14 protein-coding genes and 1 pseudogene are annotated in these 14,455 nt (G+C 65.9%); 7 read left to right on the forward strand and 8 right to left on the reverse strand.

Annotation, left to right across the window (positions count from 1 at the left end):
• Positions 1–857 (reverse strand): annotated as a pseudogene (locus tag NFW30_RS11585) (hypothetical protein); the annotation flags it as partial.
• A 504-nt stretch (positions 858–1,361) separates the two neighbouring features.
• Here NFW30_RS11585 and NFW30_RS11590 point away from each other — a divergent pair.
• A complete protein-coding gene (locus tag NFW30_RS11590; RefSeq protein ID WP_295372157.1) occupies positions 1,362–3,386 on the forward strand; it encodes an NADPH-dependent 2,4-dienoyl-CoA reductase in 2,025 nt (674 codons plus the stop codon).
• A 5-nt stretch (positions 3,387–3,391) separates the two neighbouring features.
• A complete protein-coding gene (locus NFW30_RS11595) occupies positions 3,392–3,979 on the forward strand; it encodes a TetR/AcrR family transcriptional regulator (RefSeq protein WP_295355742.1) in 588 nt (195 codons plus the stop codon).
• A 103-nt stretch (positions 3,980–4,082) separates the two neighbouring features.
• Here the strand turns inward: NFW30_RS11595 and NFW30_RS11600 are convergent, their stop codons facing one another.
• Together NFW30_RS11600 and NFW30_RS11605 are read right to left on the reverse strand one after the other, a co-directional pair.
• On the reverse strand, positions 4,083–4,943 hold the full coding sequence (locus NFW30_RS11600; protein ID WP_295355740.1) for a sulfurtransferase: 861 nt from the start codon (positions 4,941–4,943) through the stop codon (positions 4,083–4,085).
• Positions 4,940–5,311, reverse strand: a complete 372-nt coding sequence (locus NFW30_RS11605; RefSeq protein ID WP_295355738.1) for an STAS/SEC14 domain-containing protein — start codon at positions 5,309–5,311, stop codon at positions 4,940–4,942. Before NFW30_RS11605 ends, NFW30_RS11600 begins: the two co-directional genes overlap by 4 nt.
• Positions 5,312–5,455: 144 nt before the next feature.
• Here NFW30_RS11605 and xseB point away from each other — a divergent pair, with 144 nt between their 5' ends.
• From xseB to folE2, 4 genes are read left to right on the forward strand one after another with little or no spacing between them, the layout of a single operon-like run.
• Entirely contained in the window at positions 5,456–5,743 is a 288-nt protein-coding gene (xseB, locus tag NFW30_RS11610) for an exodeoxyribonuclease VII small subunit (RefSeq protein ID WP_295355736.1), read from the forward strand.
• A 5-nt stretch (positions 5,744–5,748) separates the two neighbouring features.
• Complete coding sequence (locus NFW30_RS11615; protein ID WP_295372160.1) at positions 5,749–6,663, forward strand: polyprenyl synthetase family protein; 915 nt, start codon at positions 5,749–5,751, stop codon at positions 6,661–6,663.
• A gap of 45 nt (positions 6,664–6,708) precedes the next feature.
• Positions 6,709–8,601 (forward strand): 1-deoxy-D-xylulose-5-phosphate synthase, encoded by a 1,893-nt coding sequence (gene dxs, locus NFW30_RS11620; protein ID WP_295355732.1) that lies wholly within the window; start codon positions 6,709–6,711, stop codon positions 8,599–8,601.
• Between the two features lie 18 nt (positions 8,602–8,619).
• Entirely contained in the window at positions 8,620–9,444 is an 825-nt protein-coding gene (folE2, locus tag NFW30_RS11625) for a GTP cyclohydrolase FolE2 (RefSeq protein WP_295355730.1), read from the forward strand.
• A 96-nt stretch (positions 9,445–9,540) separates the two neighbouring features.
• Here folE2 and rplS read toward each other — a convergent pair whose 3' ends face one another.
• Genes rplS through rpsP form a run of 4 tightly spaced genes read right to left on the reverse strand, consistent with a single transcriptional unit; the run spans position 9,541 to position 11,566 of the window.
• Positions 9,541–9,906: a 50S ribosomal protein L19 gene (gene rplS / locus NFW30_RS11630; protein WP_034935693.1), complete on the reverse strand. Its 366-nt coding sequence runs from the start codon at positions 9,904–9,906 to the stop codon at positions 9,541–9,543.
• 23 nt (positions 9,907–9,929) lie between these two features.
• Positions 9,930–10,697: a tRNA (guanosine(37)-N1)-methyltransferase TrmD gene (gene trmD / locus NFW30_RS11635; RefSeq protein ID WP_295355727.1), complete on the reverse strand. Its 768-nt coding sequence runs from the start codon at positions 10,695–10,697 to the stop codon at positions 9,930–9,932.
• A gap of 35 nt (positions 10,698–10,732) precedes the next feature.
• Positions 10,733–11,269 (reverse strand): ribosome maturation factor RimM, encoded by a 537-nt coding sequence (gene rimM / locus NFW30_RS11640; RefSeq protein ID WP_363322103.1) that lies wholly within the window; start codon positions 11,267–11,269, stop codon positions 10,733–10,735.
• Positions 11,270–11,311: 42 nt separating this feature from the next.
• Entirely contained in the window at positions 11,312–11,566 is a 255-nt protein-coding gene (rpsP, locus tag NFW30_RS11645; protein ID WP_034935690.1) for a 30S ribosomal protein S16, read from the reverse strand.
• Between the two features lie 514 nt (positions 11,567–12,080).
• Between rpsP and NFW30_RS11650 the strand changes: the two genes are divergently transcribed.
• Positions 12,081–13,604 carry a hypothetical protein gene (locus NFW30_RS11650; RefSeq protein ID WP_295355724.1) on the forward strand — a complete coding sequence of 508 codons (1,524 nt, stop codon included), beginning with the start codon at positions 12,081–12,083 and terminating at the stop codon, positions 13,602–13,604.
• Here the strand turns inward: NFW30_RS11650 and NFW30_RS11655 are convergent.
• On the reverse strand, positions 13,601–14,443 hold the full coding sequence (locus NFW30_RS11655) for a YihY family inner membrane protein (RefSeq protein WP_295355723.1): 843 nt from the start codon (positions 14,441–14,443) through the stop codon (positions 13,601–13,603). The genes NFW30_RS11650 and NFW30_RS11655 overlap by 4 nt on opposite strands.
• Positions 14,444–14,455: the final 12 nt, after the last annotated feature.

Below are 14,455 nucleotides of genomic sequence, written 5' to 3' on the forward strand. Positions count from 1 at the left end.
CCGTTCGCGGGATGAGCGAGCGCCTCAGCCCTCTGGGAGAGGAAGACGTAACACAGGTGATCGACGTCCCGCTCCCACTTGTAGTACCACCTGCCTTTCGCGAAGCTTTCGGGCGGGGTGTCGCTGGCGAACTCGCCGCCGACCGGATGCTCGCCGCTGATCCGCGGATACATCTGCGAGTGGGTCGGCACCGCTCCGTCGTTCTCCCACCAGTCTCTGGCGTCGAATCCAGCGACCGGAATCGGCGGCCGCAGGAACTGCTTCTGGCCGATGTAGGTGGCATGGGGGAGCATCGCCGGGTTCATCCGTAGGCGCGGGTAGTATCGTCCACTCAGCCAGCTGCGCTCGCTCTGCTCGGTGATGTGCGAGAAGTACCAGGTCTGCGGGTGCGTCTGCCAGACGGCATTGTCGGCGTAGGCGCCCTGCAGCGTCAGCGAGTGGCAGGCGTTGTCCTTGCCCTTGAGGAAGCGGGAGCGCGCAACCCGCGCGAGGTATTCGACAACGCTTTCGCTCCTGCCGCGCGCGATTTCCCAATGATCCAGATCGAAGTTGTAGATGGCGTCCTGCACGCCGCGGGTGGCGTGGCCATAGGCCTCGACGGCCAGCAGCAACAGCGTTGCGAGACTCGCCTTCTTCACCAGCCCGGTCCGCTCGTCTGCGCCGAACAGATAGGTCACTGTACTGCCGTTCGACACACCCGAAATCGTCGTGATCGAGCGGATCCAGGCGGCGTTGCTGCCCCAGCCCCAGTAGTCCAGCGCCAGCAGGTGCTGCAGGCAGCGAACGGTCGGCGAGCCGAGGCTATGCCCGACCAGATGCACCGGCGAGGGCCCGTCCCAGCCGGGGACGGAGCCCATGCCGGTGAAATCATGACCGTACCGCGACGCCGACGGTTCCTTTCTGCGGTCGCGGCGTCAATCGCCGCAGACCTGCTGCAGGATCTACTGAGCTAGCGCCAGCGGGCTGTCGGCGTTGCCCGGACGCACGCGCGAGCCATGGCCGATGAGAATCTTGAGAGTGGTCACGGTCGGTTTCGGGGGGCGGTGCGGTGCTGCATGGGACGCCGCGTGCGCCTTGCAGACTGGCACGCATCGCGGCCGGAGGCAAGCCCGCGGCGATGATCAGCCTGTCGCGCGCCAGGTCCTGGCTTGGCCGGCCGCGCGGTGGCTGCGAGGCCCGGTGCCGTACGGGATTCGCCAGTCCCGGCGTCGGCATCTCGGTCGGAGAGCGGCTTCCCGCCGTGGCTTTGGCAACAGCGCCGCTTGCATCGAAGAGGGCAATCGCCGATAATCCAACAAGCGCTTGCTTGCCTAAAATTTGATCGGCCCAGCCTCGACTACCTGTCCCAGGAGAACCCCTGCATGTACCAGAACGCCTATCCCCATCTGCTCGCCCCGCTCGACCTCGGTTTCACGACGCTCAGGAATCGCGTCCTGATGGGTTCGATGCACACCGGTCTCGAAGAGGCGCCGCAAGGTTTCCACCGTCTCGCCGCCTTCTACGCCGAGCGCGCGCGCGGCGGCGTCGGCCTGATCGTCACCGGCGGCATCGCGCCCAACCAGGATGGGGTGGTCATGCCCGGCGCGGCGGCGCTGGAGAACGAGGCACAGGTGGTCAAACACCACCTGGTCACCGATGCCGTGCATGCGGCCGGCGGCAAGATCGCCATGCAGATCCTGCACACCGGCCGTTACGCCTACCATCGCGGGGCGGTCGCGCCGTCGCCGGTGCAGGCGCCGATCTCGCCGATTCGCCCGCGTGAGCTGAGCGCCGAGGACATCGAGCGGACGCTCGACGATTACGCCCGCTGCGCCGGGCTGGCACAGGCGGCCGGTTACGACGGGGTCGAGGTGATGGGCTCGGAAGGCTACCTGATCAACCAGTTCATCGCCCGCCAGACCAACTTCCGCGAGGATGGCTGGGGCGGCAGCTTCGAGAACCGCATCCGCTTTGCTCTCGAAACGGTGCGCCGCGTGCGGGCGACGACCGGGCCGAATTTCATCATCATCTTCCGCCTGTCGATGCTCGACCTCGTCGAGGGCGGCAGCACCTGGGACGAGATCGTCGCGCTCGCCAAGGCGGTCGAGGAGGCCGGCGCAAGCATCATCAACACCGGCATCGGCTGGCACGAGGCGCGCATCCCGACGATCGCGACGATGGTGCCGCGGGCGGCCTTCGTCTGGGTGACGAAGCGGCTGATGGGGCAGGTGGGCATCCCGCTGGTGACCACGAACCGCATCAATGCGCCGGAGGTGGCGGAGGAGGTGATCGCTTCCGGTTGTGCCGACATGGTGTCGATGGCACGCCCCTTTCTCGCCGACGCCGACTTCGTCAACAAGGCTGCGGCCGGCCGTGCAGGCGAGATCAATACCTGCATCGCCTGCAACCAGGCCTGTCTCGACGAGATCTTCGAGGGTCGGCTGACCTACTGCCTGGTGAACCCGCGGGCGTGCCGCGAGACGGAACTGGTGATCGCGCCGGCGTCAACGCCGAAACGGCTTGCCGTCGTCGGTGCCGGTCCCGCCGGCATGGCCTGTGCGCTCACCGCCGCCGAGCGCGGCCACTGGGTGACGCTGTTCGACGCCGCGGCGGAAATCGGCGGCCAGTTCAACCTGGCGCGTCGCATCCCCGGCAAGGAGGAGTTTGCCGAGACGCTGCGCTATTTCGATCGCCGGCTGAACGGCGCCGGCGTCTCGCTGCAACTCGGCAGGGAGTGCACTGCCGCCGAGCTGGTGGAGGCTGGCTTCGAGCACGTCGTTCTCGCCACCGGCATCGTGCCGCGGTGGCCCGAGCTGCCGGGAATCGAGCACGAGAAGGTGATTTCCTACGTCGATCTGATCGAGGGCTATCGCGTCGCCGGCGAGCGTGTGGCGATCATCGGTGCCGGTGGCATCGGCTTCGACGTTGCCGAGTTCCTGACGCATGTCGAGGACGATCGCGATGAACTCGATCGCTTCCAGAGCGAGTGGGGAATCGACCCCGACTTCGGCAACCCGGGTGGCCTCAAGCCGCCCAGCGCCGAACGCGGCCGGCGCCAGGTCTGGCTGCTGCAGCGCAAGGCGGCGAAGGTCGGCGACGGCCTGGCCAAGACCACCGGCTGGATTCGCCGCACCCTGCTCAAGAAGCGCGGTGTGCAGATGCTCTCGGGGGTCACCTACGAGCGGATCGACGACGCCGGCCTGCACATCGTCGTCGATGGCCAGCGGCAGTGCCTGCCGGTCGACCACGTGGTCATCTGCGCCGGCCAGGAACCCCGGCGCGAACTCGAGGAAGGGCTGCGTGCTGCTGCCGTACCGTTGTCACTGATCGGCGGCGCCGACGTTGCGAACGAGCTCGACGCCAAGCGCGCGATCGACCAGGGAACCCGCCTCGCGGCGACGCTCTGAGCTGGATGTCGGCCGGGCACAGAAGGGCGCGTGCGGCGCCCGAGATCAACCGCCGCGACGACCTGCTGCGCGCCGCGGCGCGCCTGTTCGTCGAGAAGGGGTTTGCCGCGACGACGACGCGCGACATCGCGCAGGCAGTCGGCATGCGTTCGGGCAGTCCCTTCTATCACTTCCGCAGCAAGCAGGATCTCCTCAAGGCGGCGATGATCGAAGGGCTGGAGGCGGGAAACCGGCGCCTGCAGGCCGCCATCGCAGGGGTCAACGATCCCGAGCGACGCCTGCGGCTGATGATCCGGATCCATTTCGGCAATCTGCTCGAGGGCGATTGCCATACGCCGATGCTGATTCACGAATCCCGTTCGCTCGATGCCGTGGCGCGGGCCGAGATCGCCGCCGCCAGCGACCGTTACCAGGCGGCGTGGCAGGGCACGCTCGACGAGCTGGCGGCATGCGGCCGGTTGCGCAGCGCGGCGAGCCCGGTTCGGCTGCTGCTCTTCGGCATGCTCAACTGGAGTGGCCAGTGGTATCGGCCTGATGGCCCGCTGTCGCTCGATGAGATTGCCGACGCGGCCAGCGAGCTGCTGTTGCGGTGAAGGCACCGCTCGCACGCCGCTTTCGCTGCCGCTGCGGTCAACCGCACGCGAGGCGGCCGCCGCGCTCATCGGGGAAGTGACATCGGCCGGCGTGCCAGGGGCGTCAGGCGCTGATGGCCGACGTGCGACAGGCCATCGGTCGTGCCGGGTCGCTGCACCATTCGCTCCACGAACCCGCGTACAGGCGGGCGCCCGGGAGGCCGGCGAGCTCCATCGCCAGCAGGTTGTGACAGGCGGTGACTCCCGATCCGCAGGACATCACCACATCGCGTGCGTCGAAGCCGGCGAGGAGCTCGTTGAACTCACGCCGCAGGTCGGCGGCCGGCCGAAAACGGCCGCCTGCATCAAGGTTGTCGCGAAAGAAGCGGTTGTCGGCGCCGGGTATGTGTCCGCCGAGCGGATCGAGGGTTTCGTTCTCGCCACGGAAGCGGTCGGGGCTGCGGGCATCGATCAGCCGGAATTTCCGGCTTGCGAGATTGGCCAGCACGTCGTCGGCGCTGACGACCCAGTCCTGCTGCTGGATCGCGATGGTCGCCGGTTGTTCCTCCGGCACTGCCGTCGTCAACGGGCGACCCTCGGCCAGCCAGGCGGCGATGCCACCGTCGAGGACGGCGACGCGATCGTGGCCCAGCCAGCGAAGCAACCACCACAGGCGAGCGGCAAAGGCGCCACCGGCATCGTCGTAGGCGACCACCTGCGTGCCGCACGAGACGCCGACAGCGCCGAGCCTGTCGGCAAGTCCTTGCGGGTCGGGCAGCGGGTGGCGCCCGTTGCGGCCGTTCGTCGGGCCCGACAGGTCGTCGTCGAGGTGCAGGAAGAACGCACCCGGCAGGTGCCCGGCGGTGTAAGCCTGCCGCCCGGCAGCCGGATCGCCGAGCAGGTGACGGCAGTCGAAAATCCGCCACTCAGGGTCCCGCAGGTGCGCGGCGAGAACTGCGCCATCGACCAGCGTGCGGTAGCTCATTCCGCCTCCCCTCCGGCCCCGGCATCGTCGGCCAGCCAGGCGCGCGCCTCCGTTTCCTCGGCGAAGATGCGCATCTCGGCGCGGACGAAGATCTGCGACAACCAGGCGCTCCAGGCGACCCACTGGCTGTCGGTCAGCACGGCAATGCGGCTGAAGTCGTTGGCATGGGCGCGGGCGAAGACGATGTCTTCCCAAGCGACGTCGAGGGTGAAGTCAGCCATCTCGCGCAGGTCGAAGAGCAGGTCGACCGGTCCTTCGAAGCGGATCGCGTCGTTGACGACACTCTCGAATTCCCTGTAGTCGGACAGAGTGAACTCGGCGTACACGGTGACTTCGACGCGCTTGGGTTGATGCTCGATGACGATCATGTTCGGCTCCCTTCGTGTGCAGGGCAAGTTTAGCACCACTGTCGGGCGGGGAGTTCGCGGCCATGGCTGCCGACCGACCCGTTTTTGATTTGACCGCAAGCCCAGTAATAGGCTATTTTTGCCCGTTTGATTCGAGCCCTGCCCATGTCCCGACCGAAACCCGAGCCTGCTGCCGGCACTGACAGCGCCATCGTGTCGCCGACTGTCGTCGGCGAGATGAAGTTCGAGATGGCTCTGGCCGAACTGGAAGGCATCATCACCAGCATGGAGGGCGGCCGGCTGCCGCTTGCCGAGTCGCTGGCCGCCTACCGGCGGGGCAGCGAACTGCTGCGGCATTGCCAGCAACAGCTTGCCGATGCGGAACGCGAGATCCAGATTCTCGAGAACGGAAGCCTGCGCGATTTCGCGGCAGGCAACGGGCAGGCGGGATGAGCCCAATGGATACGACGTCGGGCGCGGCGACGCGGCTTCCCTTTCCGGACTGGATGCGCGGCGTGCAGGGACGCGTGGAAACGGCGCTCGCCCGCAATCTGCCAGCCGCCGAGGCGATCCCCGCCCGTCTGCACCAGGCGATGCGCTATGCCACGCTGAACGGTGGCAAGCGGGTGCGGCCCCTGCTGGTGTTCGCTGCCGGTGAGCTGAGCGATGCGCCTCTGCTCCGACTGGAGGTCACTGCCTGCGCCGTCGAGCTGATACATAGCTATTCGCTGGTGCATGACGACCTGCCGTGCATGGACGACGACGTGCTGCGCCGCGGTCGCCCGACCTGTCATGTCGAATACGACGAGGCGACCGCGCTGCTCGTCGGCGACAGCCTGCAGTCCCTGGCGTTCGAGATCCTCGCGCGCAGCGATTTTGCTGACGGTCCGCGGCAACTCGAGATGCTGGCCCTGCTCGCCCGAGCCAGTGGCTCCTGCGGCATGGCGGGCGGCCAGGCGATCGACCTCGCGGCCGTTGGCAGGACACTCGATCAGCCCGAACTCGAGTTGATGCACGCGCTCAAGACGGGGGCGCTGATCCGTGCCTCGGTCCTGCTTGGCGGCCTCTGCGGCACGGCGCTCGCTACCGAGGAAAGGGATTCCCTCGACCGCTTCGCCAAGCGCGCCGGCCTGCTCTTCCAGGTCGTCGACGACATTCTCGACTGCACGGCCAGCACGTTGACGCTGGGCAAGACGGCCGGCAAGGATGCCGCTGCGGCGAAGCCCACCTACGTCAGCCTGATGGGGCTGGAGCGGGCCCGCGAGTTCGCTGCCGACCTCGGACGGCAGGCCCTTGCGGCGCTGAGCTCATTCGGTGAGCGCAGCCGGCGCCTCGTCGAGTTGACCGATTTCATCACCCAGCGGAAATTTTGACCCGTTCGTGTGTGGTCAGTCGCTGCAGCAGGACAAGACAAGCCAATGATGCGTTATCCCCTTCTAGACACGATCAGCGATCCGGCGCAACTGCGCAAGCTCGATCGCCGACACCTGCCGCAACTGGCCGACGAGCTGCGCACCTTCCTCGTCGAGTCGGTGGCCAGGACCGGCGGCCACCTGTCGTCGAACCTGGGCACGGTCGAACTGACGATCGCGCTGCACCACGTCTTCGATACGCCGCATGATCGCCTCGTTTGGGATGTCGGCCACCAGACCTACGCGCACAAGGTGCTCACCGGGCGGCGTGCGGGCATGGCGAGGCTGCGCATGCAGGGTGGCGTCTCGGGCTTTCCGAAGCGCAGCGAGAGTCCTTACGACACCTTCGGTGTCGGTCATTCGTCTACTTCGATCTCGGCCGCGCTCGGCATGGCACTCGCCGCGAAGACCAAGGGCGAGGCGCGCAAGGTGGTGGCGATCATCGGCGATGGGGCGATGTCGGCGGGCCAGGCTTTCGAGGCCCTCAACAATGCCGGGGTTGCGGACGCCGACATGCTCGTCATCCTCAACGATAACGACATGTCAATCTCGCCGGCTGTGGGAGCCCTCAACCGCTACCTGGCCCGCCTCTTTTCCGGCAGCAGCTTCAACGCCGCCCGCAAGGCGGGGGAAAAGATCCTCGATTTCTCGCCGTCGCTGCGCGAGTTCGCCAAGCGCGCCGAAGAGCACGTCAAGGGAATGCTGACGCCGGGCACGCTGTTCGAGGAGATGGGCTTCAACTATATCGGGCCGATCGACGGCCACGATCTGGAGTCGCTGGTCCCGACGCTGCACAACCTGAAGAACCTGAAGGGGCCGCAGTTCCTGCACGTGATCACCAAGAAGGGACAGGGGTACAAACTGGCCGAGGTGGATCCGGTGCTCTATCACGGGGTTTCGAAGTTCCAGCCCGATGTCGGCATTGCCGGCGGATCAGGCGGTGGCAAGCCGAGCTATACGCAGGTTTTCGGTGACTGGCTGTGCGACATGGCGGCGGCCGACTCGCGGCTCGTCGGCATCACGCCGGCGATGCGCGAAGGTTCCGGGTTGCTGCGCTTCAGCGAGCGCTTTCCCGAGCGCTACTACGATGTCGGCATCGCCGAGCAACATGCCGTCACCTTTGCCGCCGGTCTCGCCTGCGAAGGGCTGCGGCCGGTACTGGCGATCTACTCGACTTTCCTGCAGCGGGGCTACGACCAGTTGCTGCACGACGTCGCACTGCAGAACCTGCCCGTGGTCTTTGCGCTCGATCGCGGCGGTCTCGTCGGCGCCGACGGTCCGACCCACCACGGTGCCTTCGATCTGTCGTTCCTGAGCTGCGTTCCCAATCTGCTGCTGATGACGCCTGCGGATGAGGATGAGTGCCGCAAGATGCTGACCACGGCCTTCTTCCACGACGGACCAGCTGCGGTGCGTTACCCGCGTGGCAGCGGCACGGGCGTCGCCGTCGACCCACAACTCGTCGGTCTGCCGATCGGCAGGGGCGAGATTCGCCGACATGGCCAGGCGGTGGCGCTGCTGGCCTTTGGCAGCATGCTGGTGCCGGCGCTGGCGGCAGCGGCCGAGATCGATGCCACGGTGGCCAACATGCGCTTCGTCAAGCCGATCGATCGCGAGCTGATCGTGTCGCTGGCGGCGGAACATTCGCTGCTCGTCAGCGTCGAAGAGAATGCCGTCATCGGCGGCGCCGGGGCCGAGGTCGCACGCGTGCTTGATGAGGCCGGCAGCGCCGTCCGTCTGTTGCGGCTGGGAATTCCCGATCGCTTCATCGAGCATGGCGACCAGGCGATGCTGCTGGCCGACATCGGGCTGGACAGCGCCGGCATCGTGCGTGCGGTTCGCGCCTGCCGGTCCTCGCCGGCAGATGCGGGCGATGCGCCGGGCGCACGCCCGGACTGACAACTACTTGGAGCAGCAATGAACGCCCCCGAAACACCGCGCAGTCCGGCCGTCATGGCCGATGTACAGGGCTCTGCCGATACGCGTCGGATCGCCATCAACAAGGTGGGAATCAAGGCGATGCGGCATCCGGTGCGGGTGCTGGACAAGTCTGGCGGCATCCAGCACACGATCGCGCTCTTCAACATGTACGTCGGCTTGCCGCACAATTTCAAGGGCACCCACATGTCGCGCTTCGTCGAGATTCTCAATGGCCATGAGCGGGAGATCTCGGTCGAGAACTTCCCGGCGATGTTGCGCGAGATGGTCAATCGGCTGGAGGCCGAGACCGGCCACATCGAGATGAGTTTTCCCTATTTCATCAACAAGGCGGCACCGGTTTCCGGTGTGCAGAGCCTGATGGATTACGATGTGACGCTCACCGGCGAGATCTGCCATGGGCGGATCGAGTCGACGATCCGGGTGGCGGTGCCGGTCACCAGCCTGTGCCCGTGCTCGAAGGAGATCTCGGAACGCGGTGCGCACAACCAGCGATCGCAGGTGACGGTGACGGTGCGCATCAACGAGCACCTGTGGATCGAGGAACTGGTCGAGATCGTCGAGGCGCAGGCATCCTGCGAGCTGTATGGCCTGCTCAAGCGTCCGGACGAGAAGTATGTCACCGAGCGTGCCTACGACAATCCCAAGTTCGTCGAAGACATGGTGCGCGACGTTGCCGCGCGACTCGGCAGTGAGGCCAGGATCGATGCCTTCGTCGTCGAGTCGGAGAATTTCGAGTCGATCCACAACCATTCGGCGTATGCCCTGATCGAGAGGGACCGAAGGCCGACCGGCAATTCCTGAGAGCTGGTGCAGACGTAGTAAGTCGTTGCGGGAGGAAAAAACGGGCGAGGTCCGCAGACTTCGCCCGTTTTTTTCTTCATGCCGCGCGGCAGCGGTTCAGCGCTGCTTGCGCACGAGCTTTTCCTTGATCCGTGCCGACTTGCCCGAGCGTTGCCGCAGGTAGTAGAGCTTGGCACGGCGGACGTCGCCGCGGCGCTTGACCTCGATCGACGCGACCAGCGGCGAATAGGTCTGGAAAGTGCGTTCGACACCCTCGCCCGAGGACACCTTGCGGACGATGAAACTGGAATTGAGGCCGCGGTTGCGCTTGGCGATGACGACGCCCTCGTAGGCCTGCAGACGCTCGCGCGCGCCCTCCTTGACCTTGACCTGGACGACGACCGTGTCGCCCGGAGCAAACTCCGGAATGACCTTGCCCAGACGGGCGATTTCTTCTTGCTCAAGTTGCTCGATCAGATTCATTTCTTGAACTCCATGGATGATTGTCAGCTCTTGTTATCCTGATCGCATTGCTCCTGAAACTTCACCAGGAGTTGCGTTTCCAGCTTCGACAGCGGGCGGCCAGCCAACAGCTCGGGCCGCCTCTGCCACGTCCGACCCAGCGCCTGTTGCAGGCGCCAGCGCCGTATCTCTTCGTGATGTCCGGACAACAGCACGTCCGGTACCCGCCAACCGGCATGTTCCTCGGGCCGCGTATAGTGCGGGCAATCCAGCAGGCCCGCAACGAAAGAATCCTGCTGCGCTGACTCGGCGTCGTTCAGTACGCCCGGCAACTGCCTGAGCACGGCGTCGAGCAGCGCCATCGCCGGGATCTCGCCACCGGAGAGAACGAAATCGCCGACCGACACCTCCTCGTCGACATGGCCGTCGATCACGCGCTGGTCGATTCCCTCGTAACGTCCACAGACGAGAACCAGTGCCTCGGCGGCCTGCGCCAGGCGTACCACTCGCCCATGCGTCAACAGCGGACCCTGCGGCGACAGGCAGACGACGCGACTGCGATCGGCGCCAAGCGCACGTTGTCGCTCTTTCGCTGCCGCGATGGCCGCTGCCAGCGGCGGCAGCATCATGACCATCCCCGGTCCGCCGCCGTAGGGACGATCATCGACCGTGCGATGCCTGTCAGCCGTGAAATCACGAGGATTCCACAGGTGCAGCTGCCAGCGGCCGGTTGCCAGCGCCCGTCGCGTGACACCCGCGCCAGTGAGCGCGGAAAACATTTCCGGGAACAGCGTCACGACATCGGTCACCAAGGGCCGCAGGTCTGTCGCTGCGTCCGCTGCGCCGCTTACCAATCCGCTTCCCAGTCGACCGTCATGTGGCCACCAGCCAGGTCCACTTCGAGGACGATTGCCGCGACGAAGGGCAGCAGTCTCTCGCCACCCGTGCCATCGGCCACCTGCAGGACTGCGTTCGCCGGCGTCTCGATCAGGCCGACGATGCGGCCGAGTGGCTGATGCCGGACGTTGCTCACCGCCAGGCCCAGCAGATCGGCCCAATAGTACTCGTCCGCGGCGGTCGGTGGCAGTGCAGACCGCGGAGCACCGACGAGAACGCCCCTGAGCGCCTCGGCCGCATTGCGGTCGGCAACGCCTTCGAGCTGCGCCGTCAGCCGGCCGTTGCGAAGCGAACATCCGATCAGTTTCCGTTGTTGCCAGCACGCGACCGCATCGCCCTCGCTGCCGAGCCACCAGTGCGCCAGGGTCGACCACTTGTGAGGGTCGTCGGCGAAGGGGTGAACATGCACCCCGCCCTTTACTCCGCTGGCTGCGCCAATCCTTCCGAGAACGACGATTTCCTGCGGCGTCGGCCGGCCATTCGTCACGCCGGCAGCGCCACCGGGCGGCTGCGCCTGTCCCGACAATGCCTAGGCCGCTACCTTGGCGGCGGCCTGCTTGAGCAGGCGGGTGACGGTCGGCGAAGCCTGCGCACCTTGCTGCTGCCAGTAGCTCAGGCGATCGGCCGCGACCTGCAGGCCCTGTTCCTTCTCCGTCGCGAGCGGATTGTAAAAGCCGATGCGCTCGATGAAACGACCATCGCGACGCGACCGAGAATCGGTCACGACCATGTTGTAGAACGGGCGTTTCTTGGCGCCACCACGGGCAAGACGAATAACGACCATGTGACTCTCTTCCAGAGCAGAAAAAAGCCCGGATTATAACAACAAAGTGCTCTCCGGACGTGCGCGATCGGCAGCGCGGGTGCAATCGAAAGTGCGACTGGCGCCGGCGCGAGGCGCCAGTGGCCACGGTAGACTTGTTCTGGCGCCAGCGCATGGAACTACCGTCATTCCGGCGCAGGCCGGAATCCAGCTCGTTCGTCAAGCTTCTCTCTTAGCAGTCGGTCGACAGTCGCACTTTCGATTGCACCCGGCAGCGCATTGCGGTTTCGGAACGGGCCCGTGGCGGTTTGCGGGGCCTCATGCGTCGCTTGAGTCATCCTTCGGAGAGTTGGGCAGCACACTTCCTTGTTTCCTGGCAGTATATAATCAGTGTCAGAGGCAGTTCAGGGCACGCAGTGGCGACGGGCTGGGGCCGCGCGATTCCGCCTTTCCAGCAGTTGCTTCGTTCCGTCGGGCAGCGAACGTTGCTGCAACTGCCCGCGCCGTGATGCAAACCTCCTTCGCAGGCAGCCTGATGACCGAGACCCCTTCTACCGCTACGGGCAAGGATCGCGGAGCCGCTCCGGAATCCGGACTCCGGTCGATCCTGCAATGGCTGGCGCTGCCGCTTGCGCCGCACCCCGTCGAGGAGTTGCCGTCGCTGCGCTCACACCTGATCGCCCTGCGCGACATCGGGGGGTCGGCTGAACAGCGCGCCCTTGCGCTGGATGGCCTGTACCGACGAAGCAGCACGGTGATCGACAGCCTGCTGCCGGCGCTGAGCATCGACCTGGTGCTGCCGGTGCCGCGAAAGGAGCGACGCATCGTTCGCAGTGTCCTCGACCTGTTGCAGATGCTCGCCGACGAAACACTGGCGTTGTTCGAGAGAGGGCCGCCGCCGAAGAACGCGGACCCATCCCGGGCGCTGGGCTTGGCACTGTGGCGCAGCGTGGATGCAGTCGCCAGGCAACTGATGATCAGCGACCTGATCGCTTCGCCGCCACGTGCCGGCGCTTGGCAGCAACTTCACCAGACCTATGCCACCGCGCAGCAGTCGCGGTTGCATACGGTACGCCCCGATGGCGCACCGCGCAGCCTGCAGGAGGTCTACCACGCGGCGGTACTCCTCGGGTGCGCGCAGCCGGCTTCGCTGACGCCGCGCGAAGTGCTGTTCCTCGCCAGCTATTTCGAGCGCTTCTGCCACCACATCGAGGCGGTTCCGAACGGTTCCCTGCGAGCACCCGGCGTTTTCTGGATCGACCCGTCGCGTGACGTGCCGGCGCTGTCCTCATTGCGCAAACCGATACAGGCAGACTGGCCGGGAAGCGGGTTTTCGAGTTCCGCCCTCTGTCTGTTGCTCAAGGCGCAGATCGATCAACTCGAGGGTGGTGCGCTGCCGCAGGACTTGAATTTGCCGGATTTTGCTGGCACGGCCGCCGGCCGGGGAGTGCTGCAGAGACTCTCGACGAGGTGGGGCGATGCCGGGCGACGCCGCTTCCATCGCCGGCGGCAGAACCATCGCACGCTTCTCGCTGCCGGTATCGATGGGTTGTGGCACCTGTCCCGCAAGGGGGAAGGGGTTAACGTCGATCTGTCGACCTGGATGATCACCAATGAAAGTCCCGAGGGTTATGCCGTGATGCATGTATCCGGCAAGCCCGGGGCCCTGACGGTAGGCGACGTGGTGACGGTGCGTACCGCGCTCGACCCCAACTGGCAGATCTGCCTGGTGCGCTGGGCGATCTCGGAAAATCCCGAGCATCTCGAACTCGGACTACAGGTTCTGGCGCCGAAGGCGGTTCCGGCGACTCTGGCTCTGCCGGGCGGAAACGGCAGCACGGATCTGCAGCGGGTGCTGATCCTGCCGGAGATTCCCAGGCTGCGCTCACGGCAAGCGTTGATCGTCGCTGCCGGCGTCGTTCCCCGGGAGAGCAGGAAGCTGTTGCTCCTGATCGAGGGCCAGAATCTCATCGTGCGCGAGGTCAACCGGACCTGTGTCGACGAAGAGACGGGCAGCATCGAGATCCTTTCGATCGAGCCGGACCAGAATCCGCATTAGGGCGGCAAGTCTTTTCCGCAACGAGCGCTGAACTCTGGCAGAGTGGCAGCCACCAGTGCGCCCAGCAGGACGACCGCCCAGGACAGGTAGAGCCAGAGCAGGAACACCGGCACCGTCGCAAAGGCGCCATAGACCGCGGTGTACGATGGGAATCTGGCGAGGTAGAGCTCGAAGCCCTGCTGCAGGATGATGAAGCCGACCGTCGCGACGATGCCCGCGCAGGCTGCGTCGCGAGCCGCGACGCGGGTATTCGGCAAGGCGTGGTAGAGTCCGCCGAGGAAGAGTCCGGCGATCATCAGGCCGAGAGCCCTGAACAGCAACCGTCCCAGCCACCAGGGTTCATGCAGCAGGCCGAGGGAGACCGTCACGGCATGGGAGGTTGCCAGCAGGACGCCTCCGATGACCAGTGGCCAGAGGACGATCAGGCCTGAATAGAGGCGAGCGCGCTGCCACCAGGAGCGTGTTTCGCGTACCAGCCAAACGTGGTTGAAGGCACGTTCGATGGTCAGCAGCAGCATCGTTGCCGTCGCCACCAGCACCAGGGAACCGACCGCAGTGACCTTGATCGCCTGCCGTGAGAACTGCAGGACGTGTTCGATGATCATCCCGGCACTGCGCTCGGGCAGGAAGCTGCGCGCCAGGAAGAGTTCGAGCTGCTCGACCATGCTGGGAAAGAACGGCACCGCGGCGACGATGCTGAGGACCACGGCGACCAGCGGCACCAGCGACAGCAGCGTCGTGAAGGCGAGACTGGCGCTGATCTGGTCGAAGTTCTCTTCGACGAAGCGACGCGCGATGCGCCCCAGAAAGCGGCGCCAGGGGAAGCGTGAGAAGAACATGAGGTGGATATA

Origin of the sequence: Accumulibacter sp. (genome assembly GCF_023806635.1) — a bacterium.
Lineage (GTDB): Bacteria > Pseudomonadota > Gammaproteobacteria > Burkholderiales > Rhodocyclaceae > Accumulibacter.